General features: G+C 36.4%; 16 protein-coding genes and 3 pseudogenes. 14 read left to right on the forward strand and 5 right to left on the reverse strand.

The features are described from left to right. Nucleotides 1-55 precede the first annotated feature (55 nt). The 5 genes from IPP64_14235 to IPP64_14255 form a co-directional block, all read right to left on the reverse strand. Nucleotides 56-1,081, reverse strand: coding sequence for a Gfo/Idh/MocA family oxidoreductase (locus IPP64_14235; GenBank protein ID MBL0330543.1), 1,026 nt, complete (start codon nucleotides 1,079-1,081; stop codon nucleotides 56-58). Then, a complete protein-coding gene (locus tag IPP64_14240; GenBank protein MBL0330544.1) occupies nucleotides 1,078-1,653 on the reverse strand; it encodes an N-acetyltransferase in 576 nt (191 codons plus the stop codon). Before IPP64_14240 ends, IPP64_14235 begins: the two co-directional genes overlap by 4 nt. Beyond that, on the reverse strand, nucleotides 1,653-2,624 hold the full coding sequence (locus IPP64_14245; GenBank protein ID MBL0330545.1) for an SDR family oxidoreductase: 972 nt from the start codon (nucleotides 2,622-2,624) through the stop codon (nucleotides 1,653-1,655). Before IPP64_14245 ends, IPP64_14240 begins: the two co-directional genes overlap by 1 nt. A 78-nt stretch (nucleotides 2,625-2,702) precedes the next feature. Next, nucleotides 2,703-4,016 (reverse strand): UDP-glucose/GDP-mannose dehydrogenase family protein, encoded by a 1,314-nt coding sequence (locus IPP64_14250; GenBank protein ID MBL0330546.1) that lies wholly within the window; start codon nucleotides 4,014-4,016, stop codon nucleotides 2,703-2,705. 49 nt (nucleotides 4,017-4,065) lie between these two features. Continuing rightward, entirely contained in the window at nucleotides 4,066-5,178 is a 1,113-nt protein-coding gene (locus IPP64_14255; GenBank protein ID MBL0330547.1) for a DegT/DnrJ/EryC1/StrS family aminotransferase, read from the reverse strand. A gap of 144 nt (nucleotides 5,179-5,322) precedes the next feature. Between IPP64_14255 and IPP64_14260 the strand changes: the two genes are divergently transcribed. The 14 genes and pseudogenes from IPP64_14260 (at nucleotide 5,323) to IPP64_14325 (ending at nucleotide 22,959) form a co-directional block, all read left to right on the forward strand. Next, on the forward strand, nucleotides 5,323-6,075 hold the full coding sequence (locus tag IPP64_14260) for a hypothetical protein (protein ID MBL0330548.1): 753 nt from the start codon (nucleotides 5,323-5,325) through the stop codon (nucleotides 6,073-6,075). Between the two features lie 51 nt (nucleotides 6,076-6,126). After that, nucleotides 6,127-7,368, forward strand: a complete 1,242-nt coding sequence (locus IPP64_14265) for a 3-deoxy-D-manno-octulosonic acid transferase (protein MBL0330549.1) — start codon at nucleotides 6,127-6,129, stop codon at nucleotides 7,366-7,368. 131 nt (nucleotides 7,369-7,499) lie between these two features. Then, complete coding sequence (locus IPP64_14270; protein ID MBL0330550.1) at nucleotides 7,500-8,936, forward strand: MFS transporter; 1,437 nt, start codon at nucleotides 7,500-7,502, stop codon at nucleotides 8,934-8,936. 12 nt (nucleotides 8,937-8,948) lie between these two features. After that, nucleotides 8,949-9,899 (forward strand): ROK family protein, encoded by a 951-nt coding sequence (locus tag IPP64_14275; protein ID MBL0330551.1) that lies wholly within the window; start codon nucleotides 8,949-8,951, stop codon nucleotides 9,897-9,899. A gap of 80 nt (nucleotides 9,900-9,979) precedes the next feature. Continuing rightward, on the forward strand, nucleotides 9,980-10,978 hold the full coding sequence (locus tag IPP64_14280) for a c-type cytochrome (GenBank protein ID MBL0330552.1): 999 nt from the start codon (nucleotides 9,980-9,982) through the stop codon (nucleotides 10,976-10,978). Nucleotides 10,979-11,055: 77 nt separating this feature from the next. After that, a pseudogene (locus IPP64_14285) lies at nucleotides 11,056-11,615 on the forward strand (YeeE/YedE family protein). A gap of 21 nt (nucleotides 11,616-11,636) precedes the next feature. After that, complete coding sequence (locus IPP64_14290) at nucleotides 11,637-12,047, forward strand: YeeE/YedE family protein (GenBank protein MBL0330553.1); 411 nt, start codon at nucleotides 11,637-11,639, stop codon at nucleotides 12,045-12,047. Between the two features lie 37 nt (nucleotides 12,048-12,084). Continuing rightward, the gene (locus tag IPP64_14295) at nucleotides 12,085-13,266 is read left to right on the forward strand and encodes a metallophosphoesterase (protein MBL0330554.1); all 1,182 of its coding nucleotides are present in this window, start codon (nucleotides 12,085-12,087) and stop codon (nucleotides 13,264-13,266) included. 3 nt (nucleotides 13,267-13,269) lie between these two features. After that, nucleotides 13,270-13,833, forward strand: coding sequence for a 5'-nucleotidase C-terminal domain-containing protein (locus IPP64_14300; GenBank protein MBL0330555.1), 564 nt, complete (start codon nucleotides 13,270-13,272; stop codon nucleotides 13,831-13,833). A gap of 41 nt (nucleotides 13,834-13,874) precedes the next feature. Next, entirely contained in the window at nucleotides 13,875-15,524 is a 1,650-nt protein-coding gene (locus IPP64_14305) for a beta-N-acetylhexosaminidase (GenBank protein ID MBL0330556.1), read from the forward strand. A gap of 172 nt (nucleotides 15,525-15,696) precedes the next feature. Beyond that, entirely contained in the window at nucleotides 15,697-16,692 is a 996-nt protein-coding gene (locus IPP64_14310; GenBank protein MBL0330557.1) for a N(4)-(beta-N-acetylglucosaminyl)-L-asparaginase, read from the forward strand. A gap of 102 nt (nucleotides 16,693-16,794) precedes the next feature. Beyond that, nucleotides 16,795-17,467, forward strand: a pseudogene (locus IPP64_14315) (copper homeostasis protein CutC). Continuing rightward, nucleotides 17,464-20,073, forward strand: a complete 2,610-nt coding sequence (locus IPP64_14320; protein ID MBL0330558.1) for a glycoside hydrolase family 2 protein — start codon at nucleotides 17,464-17,466, stop codon at nucleotides 20,071-20,073. The pseudogene IPP64_14315 and the gene IPP64_14320 overlap by 4 nt, the downstream one beginning before the upstream one ends. A 1-nt stretch (nucleotide 20,074) precedes the next feature. Then, nucleotides 20,075-22,959: pseudogene (locus IPP64_14325) on the forward strand (GH92 family glycosyl hydrolase). Nucleotides 22,960-22,962 lie beyond the last annotated feature (3 nt).

The raw sequence follows: 22,962 nt of genomic DNA on the forward strand, positions 1-22,962 counted from the left end.
TGATTTGTGATATTAAATGTGCTTTTTATTTCAATTTTTTATTTGGAAGTATTAATTAACTTTTTCTATCTGTATTTCTTAATGAATAAATGCGTTCGATAATATCCACTACTTTTAATCCTTCCATTGCATTTGTTGTTAATGTTGTTCTGCCTTTTAATGTATCGATTACATTGGATATAACTTGAGGGTGATTGTTTGCAGATCCTTTATAAGCACCGTAATCATTCGCTTCGTTTGTTGGATCAAGGTTTGGCATCGTGTAGTCTTTAATGTTGCACAATTCAATTTGATCCATATATTGTCCACCTACCTTTACACTTCCATTGCTTCCAATGATAGTGATGCTGCTTTCTAAATTTGTATTCCAAACAGCAGTTGAATAGTTGATACTTCCCATACCGCCATTTACAAAATTGAAATTTACAAAACCGCTATCTTCAAATTCAGTTAAGTTGGCGTGATTAAAATCATTGAATTTTGCTTGTATGTCTTTCATGTCACCAAACATCCAGTATAATAAGTCAATCCAATGCGAAAATTGAGTAAACAAGGTTCCACCATCTAACTCTTGTGTCCCTTTCCATCCTCCTTTTTTGTAATAGCGTTCATCCCGATTCCAATAGCAGTTCAATTGAACCATGTAAACGTCTCCGATTATTTTTTCGTCAACAATTTTTTTAAGCCAAACAGATGGTGGAGAAAAGCGATTTTGCATCACACAAAAAACGGTTTTGTTTACTTGTAAACCTTTGAAAATAATCGTTTCACAGTCCGCTTTGCTTAAAGCCATAGGCTTTTCACAAACAACATGTTTTCCGGCTTCCAAAGCAAGCATTGAATGTTTTGCATGTAAACCATTGGGTGTGCAAATGTTTACAACTTCTACTTCCGGATGAGCTGCTAATAATTCTTCTGGGGTAGAATAAAATTTTTCTTTTAAATCGGTCAAGCCTAATTTATCAATGGGAAGTGTATCGCATACAGCGATTAGCTCTGCTTCAGGGTTTCTGCGAACCATCTCCGCATGTCGCTTACCAATATGCCCTTGTCCGATTATTGCAAACTTAATTTTACTCATAGTTTTGTTACTTTACCATTCTCCAATTTATATTTTTCTTTGCTTTCTATGCATGCAGCAATTCCTTCTTTGTCAAATTGTAATCGATGTCCATATTCGCTAATCCATCCCATTTGTTTAGCCGGATTTCCGACCCATAAAGAGAAAGGCTGAATATTTTTAGTTACCACAGCTCCCGCATCGATAAAGGCGTATTCACCAATATCATGTCCACAAACAATTGTAGCATTTGCACCAATGGAAGCACCTTTACCCACGTGTGTTTTTGCATATTCGCTTTTACGATTAATTGCACTTCGCGGATTAATGACATTTGTAAACACCATCGATGGGCCTAAAAAAACATCGTCATCACAAGTAACTCCGGTGTAAATGGATACATTGTTTTGAACTTTTACATTCTTGCCCAACACCACTTCAGGAGAGATCACTACATTTTGACCAATGTTGCAATTTTCACCCAAGGTACAATTGGGCATAATATGAGAGAAATGCCATATTTTGGTTCCTTTCCCTATTTTACAACCTTCGTCAATAATGGCTGTTTCGTGATTATAATATTCTTTACTCATTAATTAAAGCTTCTGTGTTCTGTTTTGTTTAGTTCTTCGGGCGACAATGATTTGAAATAGTCGTATGTTATTTTAAGGCCTTCTGCTCGTCCAACTTTTGGTTCCCATCCTAATATCTCTTTCGCTTTTGTTATGTCTGGTTTACGTTGTTTCGGATCATCTTGCGGCAATGGTTTGGAAACGAGTTTTTGTTTGGTACCAGTTAATTTTATAATCTCTTCTCCAAATTCTTTAATAGTTATTTCACTTGGATTTCCAATATTAACAGGATATACATAATCACTCATCAATAATCGGTAGATGCCTTCAACTAAATCATCGACATAGCAGAATGAACGTGTTTGTGAACCATCACCAAACATGGTTAAATCTTCACCACGCAATGCTTGTCCGATAAATGCAGGCAATACACGTCCATCATTCAGTCGCATACGAGGCCCGTATGTATTAAAAATTCGGATGATGCGGGTTTCCACTCCATGATAGGTATGGTAGGCCATCGTCATTGCCTCCATAAAACGTTTGGCTTCATCGTACACACCGCGTGGACCAACAGGATTTACATTTCCCCAATATTCTTCTGTTTGCGGATGAACAATTGGGTCACCGTAAACTTCGGATGTGGAGGCAACTAAGATTCTTGCTTTTTTTACTCTTGCTAATCCTAATAGATTATGCGTACCTAAAGAGCTTACTTTTAATGTTTGAATTGGAATTTTTAAATAATCGATAGGTGATGCGGGAGAAGCAAAGTGAAGAATATAATCCAACTCACCAGGAATAAAAACGAATTTAGAAACATCGTGATGATAAAATTCGAAATGTTCAAGTTTCATCAAGTGTTCGATGTTTTTTAAATCACCGGTAATTAGATTGTCCATTCCAATAACATGGAATCCTTCTTTGATGAAGCGGTCACATAAGTGAGAACCTAAAAAGCCTGCAGCACCTGTTATTAATACTCTTTTCATATTATTAGTTAAATAAATTAATTTGGTTATTAGGTTAAATGGGGTAATACTTCATTAACTATTTCCCATGTATCCTGATTAACCCTTCACAGTTTCTCTTCCGATGCTGGTGTAATAATATCCAAGCTCTTTCATCTGATCGATACCATATAAATTTCGACCATCAAAAATCACTTTGTTCTTTAACAGTGAAGAAACTCTGTCAAAGTCAGGTGTTCTGAATAAACTCCATTCTGTTGCGATGATTAATGCATCTGCATCGCGCAAAGCATCATATTCGTCCATTGCATAGGTGATTTTATCACCTATTAAACCTCTTACATTGTTCATCCCTTCCGGATCGTAAGCGCTAACAATTGCGCCAGCTTTTATTAACTCATCAATGATATACAAAGCCGGTGCTTCGCGAATGTCGTCTGTATCGGGTTTAAAAGCGAGTCCCCAAAGAGCAAATTTTTTCCCTTTCAAATTATTTTTAAAGTAGTCGTTAATTTTAGGGATGATAATCGTTTTCTGTTTTTCATTGATTTGCATTACGGATTCTAAAATTTTAAAATCGTAATTTACTTCCGCAGCAGATTTTGCAAGTGCTTGAACATCTTTTGGGAAGCAGCTACCGCCATAACCAATTCCAGGGAATAAAAATCGTTTACCAATTCGATCATCGCTACCAATTCCAATACGCACGGCATCCACATCTGCACCAACCAATTCGCACATGTTTGCAATTTCATTCATGAAGGTAATTTTTGTAGCTAAAAAAGCATTGGCAGCATACTTCGTTAATTCGGCAGAGCGCTCATCCATAAAGATGATTGGGTTGCCTTGTCGCACATATGGTTTGTAAAGTTCTTCCATTGTCTTGCGCGCTTTCTCAGAGCTTGCGCCAATCACCACTCTGTCCGGTTTTAAAAAATCATCTACAGCAAAGCCTTCTCTTAAAAATTCCGGGTTGGAAACAATATCAAATTCTACTTTTGCATGTTTTGCAACCGCTGCACGAACTTTGTCGGCAGTGCCAACAGGAACAGTGCTTTTGTCAACAATTACTTTGTAATCTTTGATGATTTTTCCAAGGTCATCTGCAACGCCAAGGATATAACTCAAGTCGGCAGAACCATCTTCCCCCGGAGGTGTTGGTAAAGCAAGGAAAATGATTTTTGCTTTTTCAATTGCTTCAGCAAGATTGGTAGTGAATGTTAGTCGTCCTTGTTTGATATTGCGCTCAAACAAAACATCCAGGTGTGGCTCATAAATAGGAACAACTCCTGCTTGCATTTTTTGAATTTTGTCTGCGTTAATATCCACACAGATCACATGATTTCCGGTTTCGGCTAAACATGTTCCTGTAACCAATCCTACGTATCCTGTTCCTACTACTGCTATGTTCATTTTAATTTAAAAGTTAAAAAGTTAAAAGTCAAAAGTTGTTGACGTAATTTTATTTACAGAATTCTAAAACAGAATCTGTGATGTATTTTAATGTTTCTTCATCCAATTCGGTATGCATAGGGAGTGACATTACGGTTTCGCATAATCTTTCAGTGACAGGAAAATCTCCTGCTTTGTAGCGTGGATCCAAATATGCTTTTTGTAAATGCAATGGAATCGGGTAGTAAATCATTGCGGGAATATCTTTGTTTGCTAAATATTCGCGCAATGCGGCACGGTCAACACCAACTAGTTGAAGTGTGTATTGATGGAAAACATGATCCGAAAATTTAGCGCGTGCCGGTGTTTTGATTTTTGGATGATTCGCAAATGCTTTGTCGTAATAGCTTGCCGCCTTGTTTCTAGCTGCAGCATAATTGTCCAAATCGCGGAGTTTGATTCTAAGAATCGCAGCTTGAATGCTGTCTAGTCGAGAGTTCACGCCAATAGAATCATGGATGTATTGAACAGATTGTCCATGGTTGGCAATCATTCTGATTTTTGCAGCAAGTGCATCATCATTGGTGAAAATGGCACCGCCATCTCCGTAGCAACCTAAATTTTTAGAAGGGAAAAAAGATGTACAACCAATGGTACCGATGGTTCCGGCTTTTTTTGTAGAGCCGTCAGCGGATTTGTAGTTTGCACCAATTGCTTGAGCAGTATCTTCAATCACAAATAAGTTGTGTTTCTTTGCCAAAGCCATAATCGAATCCATATCAGCACATTGACCAAATAAATGAACAGGAACAATGGCTTTTGTTTTTGGGGTGATGGCCTTTTCAATCGCTTTTACATCGATGTCGAATGTGTCAGGCACAACGTCCACCAATACTGGTTTTAATCCAAGAAGAGCAATTACTTCAGCGGTGGCAACATAGGTAAAGTCGGCTGTTATTACTTCATCTCCGGGCTTTAGTCCTAATCCCATCATTGCTATTTGCAATGCATCTGTCCCATTTGCACAAGGAATCACATGCTTTACTTGGAGATATTTTTCAAGTTCTGATTGAAATGCTTTAACCTCAGGACCATTAATAAATGCGGTGTTATCCAATACATTTTGAATGGCTGCATCCACTTCTGTTTTAATTTTTTCGTATTGACTTTTTAAGTCAACCATTTGAATTTTTTTTGCAGTTTTTGTCATGCGTTTTTACCAATTTTAATAAGAATGCGAATATACGGAAAATATATAAATTCTGAAGGCAATTTTTGGGCATCTGGTTCGTTTTAAAGCCTTATATTTACAAACATTTTTGTCAAAATGAAGAAACGTTATTTTTTAAGTATTTGTTTATCCTTTTTTACGGCTCATCTGGTTGCTCAAGTGAGCATAAAGGATTCCGTTATTTATACACCCTATTTTGGTTTAGGCTATGGCTACCAGATTTCTGCAGGCGATTTGAACAAACGTTTTGGGAATAGTTCGGCTATTGAATTTAATTTGGATTTTAAAACCAAAAAAAATTGGGTATTTGGAGTAAACGGAAGCTATATTTTCGGAAAAGATGTGAAAGAATCTTTATTTGATAGTATTTCTACCGCTTCAGGGTCGATTATTGATGGGAATGGACAATTTGCCGATGTTCGTTTATACGAAAGAGGTTTTACCGCTTCTGTTTCAGCCGGAAGATTATTTGCATTTAAAAAGCCGAATCCCAATAGTGGTGTTCTTTTTAGTGTTGGTGTAGGTTTTATTCAACATAAAATACGAATCGAAACAATAGGAAACACCACTCCTCAGCTTTCGAAAGAATATAAAAAAGGATATGATCGATTATCCAATGGCCTTTTACTAAGTCAAAACTTAGGGTATTTGTATTTAAGTAATAATCGTTTAGTAAATATTTATGTTGGATTTGAGTGTATGCAAGGTTTTACACAAAGTCGAAGAAGTTTTGATTACGATTTAATGAAACAAGATACTGAAAAGCGATTGGATATTTTGTACGGAGGAAAATTGGTTTGGATTTTACCTTTATACAAAAGAGCTCCTCAGGAATTTTATACCTATTAACTTATAACCTCACCCTTACGCTCCTTTTGGATGGAACGTTTTTAGCGAAAGATGAGATTTTTATATACTTTTTCCATTTTTTTATATGCATTTGCAATTCGTATTGCAGCGCTCTTCAATCCTAAAGCAAAACTTTTTTTGCTAGGAAGAAAAAATATTTTCGAATCATTAAAATCTCAAATTTCAAATCTCAAATCGGATCATCTTGTATGGTTTCATTGTGCTTCCTTGGGTGAGTTTGAACAAGGTCGCCCGTTGATGGAGAAGCTGAAAATACAACAGCCGGAGGTGAAAATTTTACTCACTTTTTTTTCTCCATCTGGTTACGAAATCCGAAAAAGTTATTCGGGTGCAGATTACATTTTTTATTTGCCGATGGATACTCCTGCAAATGCAAAAAGATTTGTTGAAATCGTAAATCCTAAAAAGGTGTTTTTTGTTAAGTATGAATTCTGGTTTAATTATCTAAACGTACTTAAAAGCAAAAATATTCCAACCTATCTGGTGAGTGGAATTTTCAGAGAAGATCATCATTTTTTTAAGTCGACAGGAGGCTGGTTTCGTCAACAATTGTCTGCATTTACACATTTCTTTTTGCAAGATGAAAAATCAATTCAGCTCTTGAATTCAATTGGATATTCGAATACAACACTTTGTGGAGATACACGTTTTGATCGAGTGTTTGAGGTAGCAAAAAACGCCAAACAATTGAATTTAATTGAGCAATTTGTGAAAAATAAAAAAGTAATGATTGTTGGTAGTTCTTGGTTGGAAGACGAGAGAATAATTTCAACTTTTTTTTCAAATTTTAAATCTCAAATCCCAAATTATAAACTCATCATTGCACCCCATGAAATTGATGAAAAACATTTGGCTTCAATCGAAGTTGCGTTTAAAAAAGTTGGTGTATGTCTGCGCTATTCCAAAGCAAATGAAAATACAATTAGCGAAGCTCAAATCTTATTAATAGACAACATCGGAATGCTTTCTTCTTTGTATCAATACGGTACAATCGCTTTTATTGGTGGTGGATTTGGAAAAGGAATTCATAATATATTAGAGGCAGCTACTTTTGGATTACCAATCATTTTTGGCCCCAATTATCATAAATTCTCGGAAGCAAAAGAACTACTAAAACTGGGAGGAGGTTTTTCAATAAAAGATGAATCTGAATTCGAAAAATCAATGTTACTCCTAAATGACGAGCAGGTGTTAAAAACAGCCTCCCAAATTTCAAAGATGTATGTGCATGGGAATGTTGGCGCAACCAACAAAATTCTGGCAGGCATCTGATACCCCATTTCCTCTCCTTACTTGATATCCCTTGTGAATTATTAACTGCCAATTGCTAACAAAAGTTAATAATTGCTTTTTGTTGTTACTTATATTAACCTTATTTTTCGGTAAAATATAAAAACAATTGTATGGAAAATACTTCTACAAAAACATCCGCTTTACTTACACTTATTTCCGTGTTCTTTTTTTGGGGGTTTGTTGCTGCAAGCAATGGAATTTTAATTCCCGTTTATAAAGATCATTTGCACTTGGAACAATGGCAAACCATGTTTATTGATGTTGCTTTTTATGTTGCCTATACAATCGGATCATTGGTTTATTTTCTTTTATCGAAAATGAGTGGTGGTGATATTTTAAATAAAATCGGCTACAAGAATGGTATTTCATTGGGTCTAATGATTTCTGCAATCGGAGCATTTCTTTTTTATCCTGCTGCTGAATCTGAATCTTTCGGATTGATGATTACAGGTTTGTTTATTATCGGATTAGGGTTTTCCTTGCAACAAACAGCTGCCAATCCGCTTGCGATTACAATCGGGGATCCTAAAAAAGGTGCTCAACGATTGAGTTTGGCGGGTGGAATAAATAATATCGGAACAACGATAGGACCTGTTCTGGTTAGTTTTGCCATCTTCGGTTCAATCGCCAAAGGACAAAAATTAGAATCGTTAGATGCTGTGAAAACGCCTTACATTATTTTAGGAATCGCTTTTTTAATTGTTGCTTTGATTTTTAAATTTTCTTCGATTCCAAACAAAATTGTACACAAAGAAGAATCAGATGCCCCAGAGAATGAAAAACAAAAAAGTGTATTTGCTTATCCTCAACTTTGGTTGGGCATGATTGCCATATTCGTTTATGTGGGTGTTGAAGTTGCTACAGCTGCTAATCTTCCGGAGTTTATGAAACAGCATGTAGGAATCGGAACAGCAGATGTTGCTCCTTATGTTTCTTTATTTTGGGCTAGTTTAATGATTGGCCGATGGGCCGGTGCAATTGGTGCATTTGATATCAAAAAAGGAATGAAACACATTCTTTCCTTTATAATGCCGTATGTTGCCTTTGGTGTTTTTCTGCTAGTAAATAAAATTGCAAATAATGATTTAACGCCATTCTATATTTACACGATTGTTATCCTTGCAATTATCGGTGCGGATATCTTGAGCAAAGGAAATCCTGCGCGTCAGCTGATTATTTTTTCTACTTGCGGAATTCTTGCTTTAATCGTTGGTATGCTTGCTGATGGAATGCTGAGTGTCTATGCATTTATCAGTGTTGGATTGTTTTGTTCTACCTTGTGGCCTTGCATTTTTACACTTGCAATTGCCGGACTTGGTAAAAAAACAAACGAAGGTTCCAGCTTTTTGATTATGATGATTATGGGTGGAGGTTTGATTAGTTGGTTGCAAGCATATCTTTCAAAAGATGGTTTGTTGGGGATTCAATTCAGTTATATCGTAGGTGTTTTGTGTTTTGCTTTTTTAGCATTTTATGGATGGAGAGTTGCTGCCATCTTAAAAGCACAAGGAATAGATTACGATAAAACAAATGATAGTGGACATTAAGAAGGTGCTATTATGAAGACATTAGTTGCAGCGATTGATATTGGAGGAACCAATACCGTTTTTGGATTGGTCGATATAAATGGTACAATTTTATTGAAAGAAACCGTTGCCACGGAGCATTTCCCTATTCCTGAAGATTTAGTAGCAGTGGTTTGTGAGCATATTAAAAAAGCGATGTTGCAATTTGTTGATTCGTATGAATTGAGCGGAGTCGGAATCGGTGCCCCTAACGGAAATTATTTTAATGGTACGATTGAGTTTGCTCCAAATCTAAAATGGAAAGGAGTTGTTCCGCTTGCAAAATTGTTTTCAGAACGACTTAATGTAAAAACTGTTTTGACAAATGACGCGAATGCAGCAGCAATAGGTGAAATGATGTTTGGTGCTGCAAAAGGGATGAAGGATTTTATTTTTATTACTCTCGGAACAGGTTTAGGAAGTGGGATTGTCGCCAACGGAGAATTGATTTTAGGTCATGATAGTTTTGCAGGTGAAATCGGACACGTCATTATTTTTCCGGAAGGAAGGCAATGTGGTTGTGGACGAAAAGGATGTTTGGAAACGTATTGTTCTGCAACCGGAATTAAAAGAACCTATTCTGATTTATTGATGAGTCATCACGATAAGGCAAACTTGCAGGCGCGTGTTGCAGACGCCAAATACATTTATGATAAAGCGATCGAAGGAGAAGCGGATGCAATAGAAGCATTTAATTATACAGGCGATATTTTGGGTTTGGCGTTAGCAAACAGTGTCGCATATACCAGTCCGGAAGCTGTTTTTTTATTTGGAGGTTTGGCATTAGCTGGAGAATTTATTTTTAAACCAACACAAGAAAGTTTCGAACGGAATTTATTGAATATTTATAAAAACAAAATAAAAATTCTTCCTTCTCAATTAAAAGAAAATGATGCAGCGATTTTGGGTGCTGCTTCTTTGATTTTGAAAGAATTAAAACAATGATGTCGAATCAAGATAAAAATAACAAAGAACAAAAATACATCGACCTTGTTTTTAAGTTGTGTTATCTGATTATTGCCTTCATGTTTCTTGTGGGCATTTTAATATACATCAAGGTTGCGGGTGTTCCTGAAATGTTTCAGTCGGAGGAAGACGTTGTTGAAGAAACCATATTAGATAGTATTCCGTCAAAAAAAAGTGACAAGGGTATTTCTGTTGATGAACTAGGTTTTTGGCAATCACCCGATACATTGGATATTGCGAAAGAAGCCAATGCTGAACAAATAACTTATGGCAGACATTTAATACAAAAAACTTCTGATTATTTAGGTCCGCATGGAACAATTGCAAAAATGACCAATGGAATGAATTGTCAGAATTGCCATTTGGAGGCCGGAACAAAAATTTGGGGTAACAATTACAGTGGAGTCGCTTCTACTTATCCTAAATTCAGAGAGCGTTCCGGTAGTATGGAAAGCATCTATAAGCGGGTGAATGATTGTTTTGAAAGAAGTTTAAATGGGCAGCCCTTGGATACATTGTCAAAGGAGATGCAAGCAATAAAAGCCTACATCGTTTGGTTAGGGAAAGATGTTGAGAAGGATGTTAAGCCGAAAGGGGCAGGTATATGGGAATTGAAATGTTTGCAACGAGCTGCGGACTCTGAAAAAGGAAGATTGGTCTATGTCTCCAAGTGTTTATCCTGTCACGGAGCGAATGGTGAAGGAAAAATGAATACGGCAAATTTCTCCTACCAATATCCTCCATTATGGGGCGAGCATAGTTATAACGATGGAGCAGGATTGTATCGCTTGTCGCGTTTTGCCGGTTATGTGAAAGCAAACATGCCATTTGGCGCAAAACATGATAATCCTCAGTTAACAGATGAAGAGTGTTGGGATGTTGCAGCATTTGTAAATTCTCAATCTCGTCCGAAGAAGGATTTGAGTAAGGATTGGCCAAAGGTATCCGGTAAACCATTTGATCATCCGTTTGGACCGTATGCCGATTCGTTTTCAGAAGAACAACATAAATATGGACCTTTTGAACCGATTATTGCAACCAAGAAAAAGAAAAAATAATTAAAAAATAGATCCTTCATTTGTGGGATAAAAATTAAAAAATAGAATACAAGCAAAACAACGTTGAATTTTAATCTATGAGTTTACTTACACAACCCTGGCCTTGGTATATCTCAGGTCCGTTAATTGGATTGATGGTGCCAATTTTATTAATTATGGGCAATAAAACATTTGGAATCTCTTCTTCTCTGCGACATATTTGTGCTGCTTGTATGCCTTCCAATATTACGTTTTTCAATACAACTGGAGGGCGCAATCTTGGAACTTAATTTTTGCTTCCGGTATTGTATTAGGCGGTTTGGTTGCAGGATACTTTTTTGCAAATCCTCATCCGATACTGCTTTCAGAAAATACAATTACAGACTTAAATGCAATGGGAATAAAAAATCACGAAGGGTTGATTCCTGTGGAGCTTTTTAGTTTTCAATCGTTGTTTACTCTAAGAGGGTTTCTATTAATGGTTGTTGGTGGCTTTTTTGTTGGCTTTGGTACTCGCTATGCAGGAGGATGTACTTCAGGTCATTCAATTATGGGAATGAGTAATTTGCAATTACCTTCCTTGATAGCAACCATTTGCTTTTTTATAGGTGGATTGGTAATGACCTGGTTCATTCTACCTTTTATTCTTTCATTGTAGCACTATAATTAAAAAAATAAAATGTCAAAAATTAAATATTTAGTACTCGGATTTATATTCGGGATCATCCTCATCAAAGCCGAAGTGGTTTCTTGGTTTAGAATTCAAGAGATGTTTCATTTTCAATCCTTTCACATGTATGGTGTGATTGGCTCAGCTGTTATGGTAGGCATCATCTCAATTTTAATAATCAAGAAATTGAAGTTAAAAACTATTGACGGGGATGAGATAGTAATAGAACCCAAAACCTTCAACAAAGGAAATATTTTCGGTGGTTTAATTTTTGGATTAGGGTGGGCGATGACCGGAGCTTGCCCCGGTCCTTTATACGCTTTAGTTGGTAGTGGTTTGTTGGTGGTATTGGTGGTTTTATTTAGTGCCGTTATCGGAACATTAATGTACGGTGCTTTAAAAGATAAATTGCCACATTAGTTTTTCAATTTTTTATTTGTTCTAATTATAAAATAAAATGTCTTCAAATAAACATATTAAATCGTGTTCCTGTGCGAATTGTCAACCCATTATCAATGATAGTGGTTTGTCAAGAAAAAGCTTTTTAAAAACATTGGGTGCAGCTACAATTGGTTTGGGACTTAATCCGATGAGTGCTTTTGCTTTACAAGAAGATGGGAAAAGTAAAGAAATTGAAAAAAGCAATGCAGTAAAGTCAGGTAAGGTTCAACGAATCAGTTTGCTTCATACAAGCGATATTCATGGGCAAATAAATGTGCACGATGAATTTTTTTGGGAAAATGGGAAAGCCGTTTTTAAAAAGCGTGGTGGCTTTTCTCATTTAAAAACGATGATCACTGAATTGAGAAAACAAAATCCGAATACCTTACTGTTGGATGGTGGCGATTGTTTTCAGGGAAGTGGAATTACAACGCTTACAAAAGGTCAAGCGATGATTCCGCTGATGAATCATCTGGACTATGATTTAGTATTGCCAGGAAATTGGGAGGTTGTTTACGGAAAGAAAATGTTGATGAAAGATTTGGGTGGATACAACGCTCAAAAAATTTGTGCAAACATGTTTGATGATGATGCCGTTTCTGATTTATTATTTCCTCCTTATTCAATTTTCTATATCGGTGGAATAAAAATTGGATTTGTTGGATACAATGATCCATTGACCCCAATTAGACAGTCACCGGATTATAGCAAAGGAATCGCGTTTTGCGATCCAGAAAAGAACCTCGCCAAATATGTAAAAATACTGCGTGAGCAAGAACAGTGTAAAATGGTATTTGTAATGTCGCACATGGGATTGGCTCAACAATTAAATTTAGCGTCACAGCCTTATGCCGATGGTGTCGACTATATTCTGGGTGCTGACACGCATGAACGGATTCGCGAACCGCTTCAAGGTAAATATGCGAAAGTGACGGAGCCGGGTGCTTTTGCTTCTTTTATTGGGAAGTTGGATATTGTGATTGAAGATGGAAAAATAAAAGATGAGTCGTATGAATTGATTGACGTTGATCCGGAAAAATATGCTGCAGATCCTGAAATGCAAGCGATGATTGAACAAACATATCAGCCGTATGAAACAGAATTGAAAAAAGTAATTGGTAAAACCAAAACATCTTTGCTTCGAACCTATGTGATTGAAACGCCTTTGGATAATTTGATTACCGATGCAATGATGTGAAGAATAAAAACAGATATCACTGTTTCAAATGGATTTCGATTTTGCCATCCATTAGCAGTTGATTCAAAAGTTGGTATTGTCGACATAACAAAAGAGTATTTATGGAATATGTTGCCTGTGAATTCTCGGGTTAAAACAGCAGAAGTTACAGGGACTCAGATTTTGAATTGGTTAGAGTCTGAGTTGGAGAATGCGTTTGCAAAAGATGCAACAAAACGATTGGGAGGTTGGTTTGTGCGATTTAGTGGCATGAAAGTGACATTTACAATTGGAAATGAAAAAGGAAAACGGGTTCAAAAAGTAACGGTGAAAAACAAACCACTAGATTTGAATAAGACGTATACGATTGCTGCTTGTGAACGTGATGGTGACCCAATGGATACATTGTGTCGAATTAAAAAAGTAAATAAGCCTGTTTCGCAAGAAATCTTTCTACATAACATTCTTGAAGATTATTTAACGAAGTTCTCACCTGTTTCACCGAAAGTAGATGGCCGAGCAATTGCAACAGATGCTGAACCTACGCTTTTAACGCAAGTGGAGGGTGTGAACTATAAATTTAGATAAACATTTTAATACATAGAAGTTATAATTATAAAAATATCCACATGAAAAAAATATTCTTAATTCTAGCCGTTTTATTTTCCTTCGCAGGGATTTCACAAGAAAATGGATCTAAAAAATCTTTGCCGATTATTCCTCTTCCTAAAGAAATAAAAACAAGTGATGGTGATTTTGTTTTGACCACTCAGACAAAGCTTGTTATAATGAGAGAAACCCAGGCGCTTGGCTTTATGCAGCCGATTGATTATTTTAATAATTATTTAAAAACAAATTTCAATCTGGAGCTTCCTGTTGTTACTATTTTACCAACTGATGGCAATTACATTATAGTTCTTTCACCGGAAGAAAAATTTGGACATGTAGAAAGTTATAGTCTTAGTATTAACCCAAATCAGATAATGCTTTCAGCTGAAGGAGAAGCTGGTTTATTTTATGGAATTCAAACACTTATTCAGTTACTTCCAATTGAAAAGAGTGCGGAAATAAAAATTCCGTGTGTTCAAATAGTCGATGCTCCTCGCTATCAATGGCGTGGTATGCATTTGGATTGCAGTCGCCATTTCTTCACGAAGGAAGAGGTAAAAAAATATATTGATTATTTAGCAATGTATAAGTTCAATGTGTTTCATTGGCATTTAGTAGATGATCAAGGTTGGAGAATTGAAATTAAAAAGTATCCATTGTTGACTTCGGTTGGTGGTAAAAGAAAAGAAACATTGATTGGGAAACCTCAATGGAATAAGGATGGAACTCCCTCGAAAGATGATAAGTATGACGGAATTGCTTATGGCGGATTTTACACACAGGAAGATATTAAAGAAATAGTAAACTACGCTCGGTTCAAATACATTACAATTATTCCTGAGATAGAGATGCCCGGGCATTCATTAGCAGCCCTTGCAGCATATCCACAATTTTCATGTACCGGTGGTCCGTTTGAAACGTACACAAAATGGGGTGTTTCGGATGATGTGTATTGTGCCGGGAAGGATGAAACATTTTCTTTCTTGGAAGATATATTAGCAGAAGTAATGCCGTTGTTTCCTGGAAAGTATATTCACATTGGTGGAGATGAGTGCTTAAAAGACCGTTGGAAAGCATGTGCAAAATGTCAAAAACGTATTGCAGATGAGAAATTAAAAAATCCCGAAGAGCTTCAAAGTTATTTTATCACCCGCATCGAAAAATATGTAAATGCGAATGGGAAACAAATTATTGGTTGGGATGAAATTTTGGAAGGTGGCTTGGCACCAAATGCTGCAGTCATGAGTTGGAGAGGCACCAAAGGTGGAATAGATGCAGCCAAGCAAAAACATTTTGTAGTGATGAGTCCGGGTAAACCATGCTATTTTGATCATTATCAATCGAAAGATAAAGCAAAAGAACCATTAGCAATTGGTGGTTTTAATCCATTAGATTCGGTGTATGCCTACAATCCTACTCCGAAAGTGCTAACAGCGGATGAAGCCAAATTTATTATGGGGGCGCAAGCGAATGTGTGGACAGAATACATTGTAGATTTTAAACAAGTAGAATACATGTCGATGCCACGCATGGCTGCTTTGTCGGAGGCGTTGTGGACACCTTTGGAGAAAAAGAACTATAAAGATTTTGTGGTACGCTTAAAACTACATGCTCCGGTTTTGGATAAAATGGGCGTGAATTACGCGAAGCATTTTAAGAGTTTGAAATAGTTGTATAAAAAGCGAATCCCGATAGGACTACTAAACCTATCGGGATTCTGGATAAACACTTACACATGATGTAAGAAAAACTACTGAGACAAATGTATAACAGGATCTAAAAGATACTAAATCAAGTTTCTTTTATTCTTAGAAATCGAACGACTAAAAACGCTGTAACTCTATGACAACCAGACGTAATTTCATTAAAACAGGTGCATTTGCAACAGCTGCATTATTGGTAGAAAAGGTAAATGCAACTACTGAACTATTACCTTTCCAAACAAAAATTCCGGTAACAAAACCGATTGTATTATCCACCTGGAATTTTGGATTAAAAGCCAATGAAGCTGCTTGGGAAATTTTGAGCAAAAATGGTCGCGCATTAGATGCTGTGGAAGCCGGAGTGAAAATTCCGGAAGGTGATCCCACTGAAAGAAGTGTGGGATATGGCGGCCGCCCGGACAGAGATGGAAGAGTGACTTTAGATGCTTGCATCATGGATGAGCAAGCAAATATTGGATCGGTAGCTTGTTTGGAACATATCAAACATCCAATATCTGTTGCAAGAGCGGTAATGGAAAAAACACCGCATGTGATGTTGGTGGGTGATGGTGCGCTGCAATTTGCTTTATCGCAAGGATTTAAAAAAGAAAATTTATTGGTAGAGGAATCTGAAAAAGAATGGAAAGAGTGGTTGAAAAATAGTAATTACAAACCCATCGTTAACATCGAAAATCACGATACGATTGGAATGATTGCCCTAGATGCGGCCGGAAATTTATCCGGTGCATGTACTACGAGCGGAATGGCGTTTAAAATGCATGGCCGAGTGGGAGACTCTCCAATCATCGGAGCAGGATTGTATGTGGATAATGAAGTTGGTGCCGCTACTGCAACTGGTCATGGAGAAGAAGTGATTCGCATTGCCGGTTGTCATTTGGTTGTTGAACTAATGCGACAAGGGAAATCACCTGAAGATGCTTGTAAGGAAGCGATAAACAAAGTTGTGAAACTAACAGCAAATCGCAAAAAGAATTTAAAAGATATTCAGGTTGGTTTTATTGCTTTAAACAAAAAAGGAGAGTATGGTTCTTATTGCGTGCAGAGTGGTTTTAACTATGCTGTTTACGATGCAAAAGGAAACAATTTAATAAATGCAGATTCGCATCTGAAATGATTTCTCAGCTTCTCCCGATTGCTATCGGGACGAAATGACAAAAAGCACTGTCATTTCGACCAGCGTGGAGAAATCTTTTTAAATCGTTAGAGGGAATTATAAATGAATAAACCAAAACTCGAAATAGCGTGTTTTAATTTAGAATCGGCACTCATTGCACAGCAAGGTGGAGCAGATCGAATTGAACTCTGTGATGACTTTTCCTCAGGAGGAATTACCCCCAATTACGGCACATTCGAAACAGCCAGAAAATTAATTCAGCTTGATTTACTCGTAATGATTCGCCCCCGTGGAGGAAATTTTATTTATACGGATACTGAGTTCGAACAAATGAAAAAAGACATCGTCTATTTAAAGAAAATGAATGCTGATGGATTTGTGTTTGGAATTTTAAATGAAGATGGAAGCATAAACGTAAATCAAAACAAAGAATTGGTTGAATTGGCAAATCCATTGCCTTGTAGCTTTCATCGAGCATTTGATGTTTTTTAATGAATTAAACAAAAATTTGGAAGATGTAATTGCTTGTGGGTTTAAAACAATTCTAACATCCGGACAAACAAAATCTGCCGTAGAAGGTATTGAGCAGTTGCGTGAGTTGGTGAAGTTGTCGAATAACAGAATTGTGATTATGCCCGGAGGTGGAGTTCGCTCTTCTAATATTGAATTATTAAAAGAAAAAGTGCAAACGGCCTACTATCACTCTTCTGCAATTGTAAAAGCAGATGTTGCAGATTTGGGTGAAGTAAAGTTGCTTAAAGAAAAATTAAAATGAAAAGTACTATTTTAAAATGCCTTCTTTTATTTTTTCTTCCATTAACAGGATTAGCGATTAGTTTTGAAAAAATACCTGTAGAGCGTGACTTAAATAGTGCTAAGTGGCAATTCCGAAAAAAAGCAAACAATTATTGGTTACCGGCAAAAGTTCCAGGGACTGTGCACACAGATTTATTCGCCAACAATAAAATTCCTGACCCATTTTACGGTAACAATGAAAAGCAGTTGCAGTGGATAGAAAATGAAGATTGGGAATACAGAACTGTTTTTCCCATTTCCGCAAAAGAAATAGGCCAACCACATATCGAATTGCAATTTGATGGATTAGATACCTATGCAAATGTATATGTGAACGATTCCTTAGTCCTTTCGGCTGATAACATGTTTCGAAGTTGGAATGTAGATGTGAAAAAATATGTTCATGAAGGAAAAAATAAGTTACTTGTTGTTTTTGAATCAGCTGTAAGAAAAGGGAAAGCAGAAGCTGCAAAACTTTCTTATGTATTGCCTGGTGACGAAAAAGTATTTACTCGAAAAGCTCAATATCAATATGGGTGGGACTGGGGCCCGCGATTTGTGACATGTGGGATTTGGAAAAATGTAAAGCTGATAACCTGGAATGAGCTGAAAGTAAATAAAGTTCAATTCATTCAGGATTCTATTATTAATGAAACAGCCTATACCCGTTTTGAATTTAACCTTGTGAGTGATTTTGATGGAGAGGTAACATTGTCTGATTATTTTAGCATTCCTATTCCTGGTACTTCAAGAAGAATAAAATGTTTCGAGCGTGCAATGCTAAAAAAAGGAATCAATAATGTTACACTGCATTGTGAAATTCCTAAGGCCATTCTATGGTGGTGCAATGGCATGGGAATGCCTTACCTCTACCAAATGCAACTTCAGTTAAACAAGGGAGACTTTGTTTTGTATAAAGGAATAAAAGATGTTGGTCTCCGTACCATTGAATTGATTCAAGACAAAGATAGTATAGGTAAAAGTTTTTATTTTAAATTAAATGGTGTTCCAGTCTTTATGAAAGGAGCTAATTATATTCCTTCCGACAATTTTTTACCACGCACTGCAAAATATCAATATCAAGAAATCGTTAGAAATGCCGTGGATGCAAATATGAACATGCTGAGAGTTTGGGGTGGTGGCGTTTATGCAGATGATGCTTTTTATGATGCATGTGATAAAAATGGAATATTGGTTTGGCAAGATTTTATGTTCGCTTGTGCCATGTATCCTGGGGATGATCATTTTGTTAACAATGTTGCTGCAGAAGTAATCGATCAAGTGGAGTGTTTAAGAAATCATCCCTCCATTGCTTTGTGGTGTGGAAATAATGAAGTGGATGAAGGTTGGAAAAATTGGGGGTGGCAAAAACAATTTAAATATTCAGAAAAGGATTCAACAACAATTGCTCAAAATAATGCTGCTTTGTTTAATTATCTTATAAATGATTTAGTGAAGTTGCATGATGGAACTAGACCCTACTGGCCAAGTTCTCCGAGTATTGGTTGGGGGCATAAAGAAAGTTTGTTAGAAGGAGATTCACATTACTGGGGCGTTTGGTGGGGAATGGAGCCTTTTGAAAATTATGAAAAAAAGGTAGGGCGTTTTGTTAGTGAATATGGGTTTCAAGGAATGCCTTCCATGAACACGATGTATAAGTATGGAGCGTTCAAAACTAAACAAAAAGGGTTGATTCATGAGGACGAATATGTTTCCGACTTTTATGGACATAGAATAGATTCGACAATTTTTAAAGCTCACCAGAAACATCCTTCCGGTTATCAAACAATTGCCGAATACATGAAACGCAGTTACAAGGTGCCGCATAAACTCGAAGATTATATTTATGTTTCACAAGTCCTTCAGGCAGAAGGAATGAGAATAGCCATAGAAGCACACCGCAGGGCAAAACCTTATTGCATGGGAACATTGTATTGGCAGATGAACGATTGTTGGCCAGTGACATCCTGGAGTTCTTTGGATTATTATAATAATTGGAAAGCATCTTTTTATCACGTAAAGCGTTCCTATAAAGATGTGATTATTTCTGTGGAAGAAAAACAAGACAGCTGTAATATTTTTGTTGTTTCAGATCTTACAAAAAATGAAAATGGAGAATTGACCATGGAGTTGTTCGATCTGAAAGGCAAGCTGCTCTTTTCAAAAACCACTCACGGAGTTATTACTGCAAATTCTTCCGTAGTTTTTTGCCGTTTTGATAAATCGCTAATCAAAAATTACAATATCAATGATCTAGTGTTGAAATGCAGTTTGAAAAGTACAGATAATTATATTTCTGATGCTTATTGTACACATTATTTTACTTCAGTTAAAAACCTCAACCTGCAAAAACCAAACATCTCTGTCACTTTTGATTATTGTGAACAAGTGCAATGTTTTACATTGGAAACAGATGTAGTTGCAAAAAATGTTTTTAATTTCATTGAGGGAGAATCTGTAAATTTGAGTGATAATTATTTTGACCTGCTCCCGGGTGAACGAAAAAACATTTATTTGCCAAGAATGAGTGGAGTTAAAAATTTTAAAAAGAAGATTGTTGTTAAATCTTTGATTGATACTTATTAGTATGAAGAAAATTATTCTGCCATTTTTATTCCTGTTTATTCAGAGCGTAGCTCAGGAACCTATCTATACACAATACGTAGACCCGATGATTGGAACAAGCGCTCATGGTCATACATTTCCGGGTGCAACTGTTCCATTTGGAATGGTGCAACTTTCTCCAGATACCCGCATTGATGGAAGTTGGGATGGCTGCAGCGGATATCATTATAGCGATTCCATTATTTATGGATTTTCACATACCCATTTGAGCGGGACAGGATGCAGTGATTATGGTGATATCATGTTGATGCCAATGATGGGCGTTCCAAGTTTTGATAACAAACTATATTCCTCGAAATTTTCTCATAAAAATGAAAAATCGACCGCTGGTGCTTATTCAGTAAAATTAGAGGATGATAACATTGATGTGGAATTGACGGCAACAACCCGGGTGGGTTTTCATAAGTATACGTTTAATAAAGATGGAGATGCGAGTATCATTTTAGATTTGCTTCACCGCGATAAGATGTTAGAAGGATTTATTAAAGTGATTGACAATACTACAGTTGAAGGAATGAGGAGAAGTGAAGCATGGGCGAAAAGTCAATTAGTGTTTTACCGAATTTCATTTTCAAAACCTTTTGATAGTAAACAAGTTATTAGCGGTGACAATTATGATTTAAATGCAAATTTTAATTTTAAAGTAAAAAAGGAGAATCTATTTTAGTTAAAGTCGCTATTTCACCTGTTAGTACCGAAGGTGCAAAAAAGAACATGGAAACGGAGCTCATGGGTTGGGATTTTGAAAAGACGAAAAAAGAAGCACAAGCATCTTGGAACAAAGAATTAAGTAAAATTGAAGTAACATCAACGGATAAAGACAAATTAAAAATATTTTACACCGCATTGTATCACACCATGATTCAACCAAACGTTGCTATGGATGTGGATGGTATGTATCGAGGGAGAGATAATAAAACGCATAAAGCCGAAGGGTTTACGTATTATTCTGTATTCTCTTTGTGGGATACTTTCCGAGCAGCACATCCTTTGTATACCATTATTGATCAAAAACGAACAGCTGATTTTATTAATACCTTTTTAGCACAGTATGAACAAGGAGGTCGATTGCCGGTATGGGAACTTGCCAGCAACGAAACCGATTGTATGATTGGTTATCATTCGGTAAGTGTGATTGCGGATGCGATGGTGAAGGGGATTAAAGGATTTGATTATGAAAAAGCATTTGAAGCAAGTAAACATAGTGCGATGTTGGATCATTTAGGTTTAAAAGCGTATAAACAGAATGGATTTATTGCAATGGAAGATGAACATGAAAGTGTTTCCAAAACATTGGAATATGCCTATGACGATTGGTGCATAGCTCAGATGGCTTTGGTATTGAATAAGGAGGTGGATTATCAATACTTTGTGAAACGTTCGCAAAATTGGAAAAATGTATTTGACACAGAAACCGGGTTCATGCGTCCTAAAAAGAATGGCGGGTGGTTAACGCCTTTTGAGCCTCGAGAAGTGAACAATAATTTTACGGAAGGGAATTCTTGGCAATATTCATTTTTTGTTCCTCAGGATGTTAATGGATTGATTGATATGATGGGTGGGTCAGATAAATTTGAAAAAAAGTTGGATGAATTATTTTCAACTGTCAGCCAAACAACGGGTAGAGAGCAAGCCGATATAACAGGATTAGTTGGTCAGTATGCACATGGGAATGAACCCAGTCATCACATGGCATATTTATACAATTATCTAAAGGTGCCTTCTAAGGCGGAAAATAGAATTCACCAACTATTGCTAGAATTTTACAAATCTGCTCCAGATGGCTTAATTGGGAATGAGGATTGTGGACAAATGAGTGCTTGGTATGTTATGAGTTCAATGGGTATTTATCAAGTCACCCCAGGGTCAATAAAATTTCAAATTGGTGCACCTTTGTTTGATTCAGTACAAATTAATTTAGAAAATGGGAATCATTATTTTATTACTGCTAAAAATCTATCAAACAAAAATTATTTTGTTCAATCCCTAACATCAAAAGGAATTTTATTGCCCAAAGGGGATATTTTTTCTTCCATAATGGATGGTCATAATTTAGAATTTGTGATGGGTGAAAAGGCAAATGATATGTGGATAGAAAAAGCGTCACCTCGTTTTTATTCGCCTCCAACACACTACGAAAAAATTGTTCCAAGCCCAACTATTAAAGCAAATTCTCGAGTATTTGATGATAAAATGAATGTTGAAATTAATTCTAGTTATAAGGTTTATTATGCGCTTTTACCTGATGAAAAATCACCTTTACGATTTCAGCTCTATGATAAAACATTTCCAATAACAGAATTACAAATTATTTATGCCTTTGCTGACGGTGGAACTTCAAAAAGCGATACCATTTCAGGTAGTTTCTTCAAACGTCCGAATCATTGGAAAATAGACATTCATTCGAAATACAATCCGCAATACACAGCTGGTGGTGACGAAGGAATAATAGATGGTTTGCGTGGAGATGTAAATTGGAGAAAAGGGGAATGGCAAGGCTATCAAGCACAAGACTTTGAATGTGTTATAGATTTGGGTCAAAACAAAAAGCTTAGTTCTTTTGAAGCCGGATTCTTGCAGGATTCCAGATCTTGGATTTTAATGCCTGTTAAAGTCGAGTTTTATGCTTCTTCAGATAATAAAACGTTTGTTTTAATCGGCTCGGAAACACATACTATTGATCCGAAAGACGAGGTAAATCAAATTAAACAGTTTGTTTTGTCCAATCAAAATGTAAAAGCGCGCTATATTAAGTTGAAAGCCTATAATTTCGGGAAACTCCCTGTATGGCATATGGGTGCCGGTGGTGATGCTTTTATCTTCGTGGATGAAATAACCATCAAATAAATT

It is taken from the genome of Bacteroidota bacterium (genome assembly GCA_016722565.1).
GTDB lineage: Bacteria > Bacteroidota > Bacteroidia > 2-12-FULL-35-15 > 2-12-FULL-35-15 > 2-12-FULL-35-15.

Bases quoted from the DNA above. Each gene is read 5' to 3' on its own strand.
- IPP64_14235 (MBL0330543.1), bottom strand. From the start codon at position 1,081: ATGAGTAAAATTAAGTTTGCAATAATCGGACAAGGGCATATTGGTAAG.
- IPP64_14240 (MBL0330544.1), bottom strand. From the start codon at position 1,653: ATGAGTAAAGAATATTATAATCACGAAACAGCCATTATTGACGAAGGT.
- IPP64_14245 (MBL0330545.1), bottom strand. From the start codon at position 2,624: ATGAAAAGAGTATTAATAACAGGTGCTGCAGGCTTTTTAGGTTCTCAC.
- IPP64_14250 (MBL0330546.1), bottom strand. From the start codon at position 4,016: ATGAACATAGCAGTAGTAGGAACAGGATACGTAGGATTGGTTACAGGA.
- IPP64_14255 (MBL0330547.1), bottom strand. From the start codon at position 5,178: ATGGTTGACTTAAAAAGTCAATACGAAAAAATTAAAACAGAAGTGGAT.
- IPP64_14260 (MBL0330548.1), top strand. From the start codon at position 5,323: ATGAAGAAACGTTATTTTTTAAGTATTTGTTTATCCTTTTTTACGGCT.
- IPP64_14265 (MBL0330549.1), top strand. From the start codon at position 6,127: ATGAGATTTTTATATACTTTTTCCATTTTTTTATATGCATTTGCAATT.
- IPP64_14270 (MBL0330550.1), top strand. From the start codon at position 7,500: ATGGAAAATACTTCTACAAAAACATCCGCTTTACTTACACTTATTTCC.
- IPP64_14275 (MBL0330551.1), top strand. From the start codon at position 8,949: ATGAAGACATTAGTTGCAGCGATTGATATTGGAGGAACCAATACCGTT.
- IPP64_14280 (MBL0330552.1), top strand. From the start codon at position 9,980: ATGTTTCTTGTGGGCATTTTAATATACATCAAGGTTGCGGGTGTTCCT.
- IPP64_14290 (MBL0330553.1), top strand. From the start codon at position 11,637: ATGTCAAAAATTAAATATTTAGTACTCGGATTTATATTCGGGATCATC.
- IPP64_14295 (MBL0330554.1), top strand. From the start codon at position 12,085: ATGTCTTCAAATAAACATATTAAATCGTGTTCCTGTGCGAATTGTCAA.
- IPP64_14305 (MBL0330556.1), top strand. From the start codon at position 13,875: ATGAAAAAAATATTCTTAATTCTAGCCGTTTTATTTTCCTTCGCAGGG.
- IPP64_14310 (MBL0330557.1), top strand. From the start codon at position 15,697: ATGACAACCAGACGTAATTTCATTAAAACAGGTGCATTTGCAACAGCT.
- IPP64_14320 (MBL0330558.1), top strand. From the start codon at position 17,464: ATGAAAAGTACTATTTTAAAATGCCTTCTTTTATTTTTTCTTCCATTA.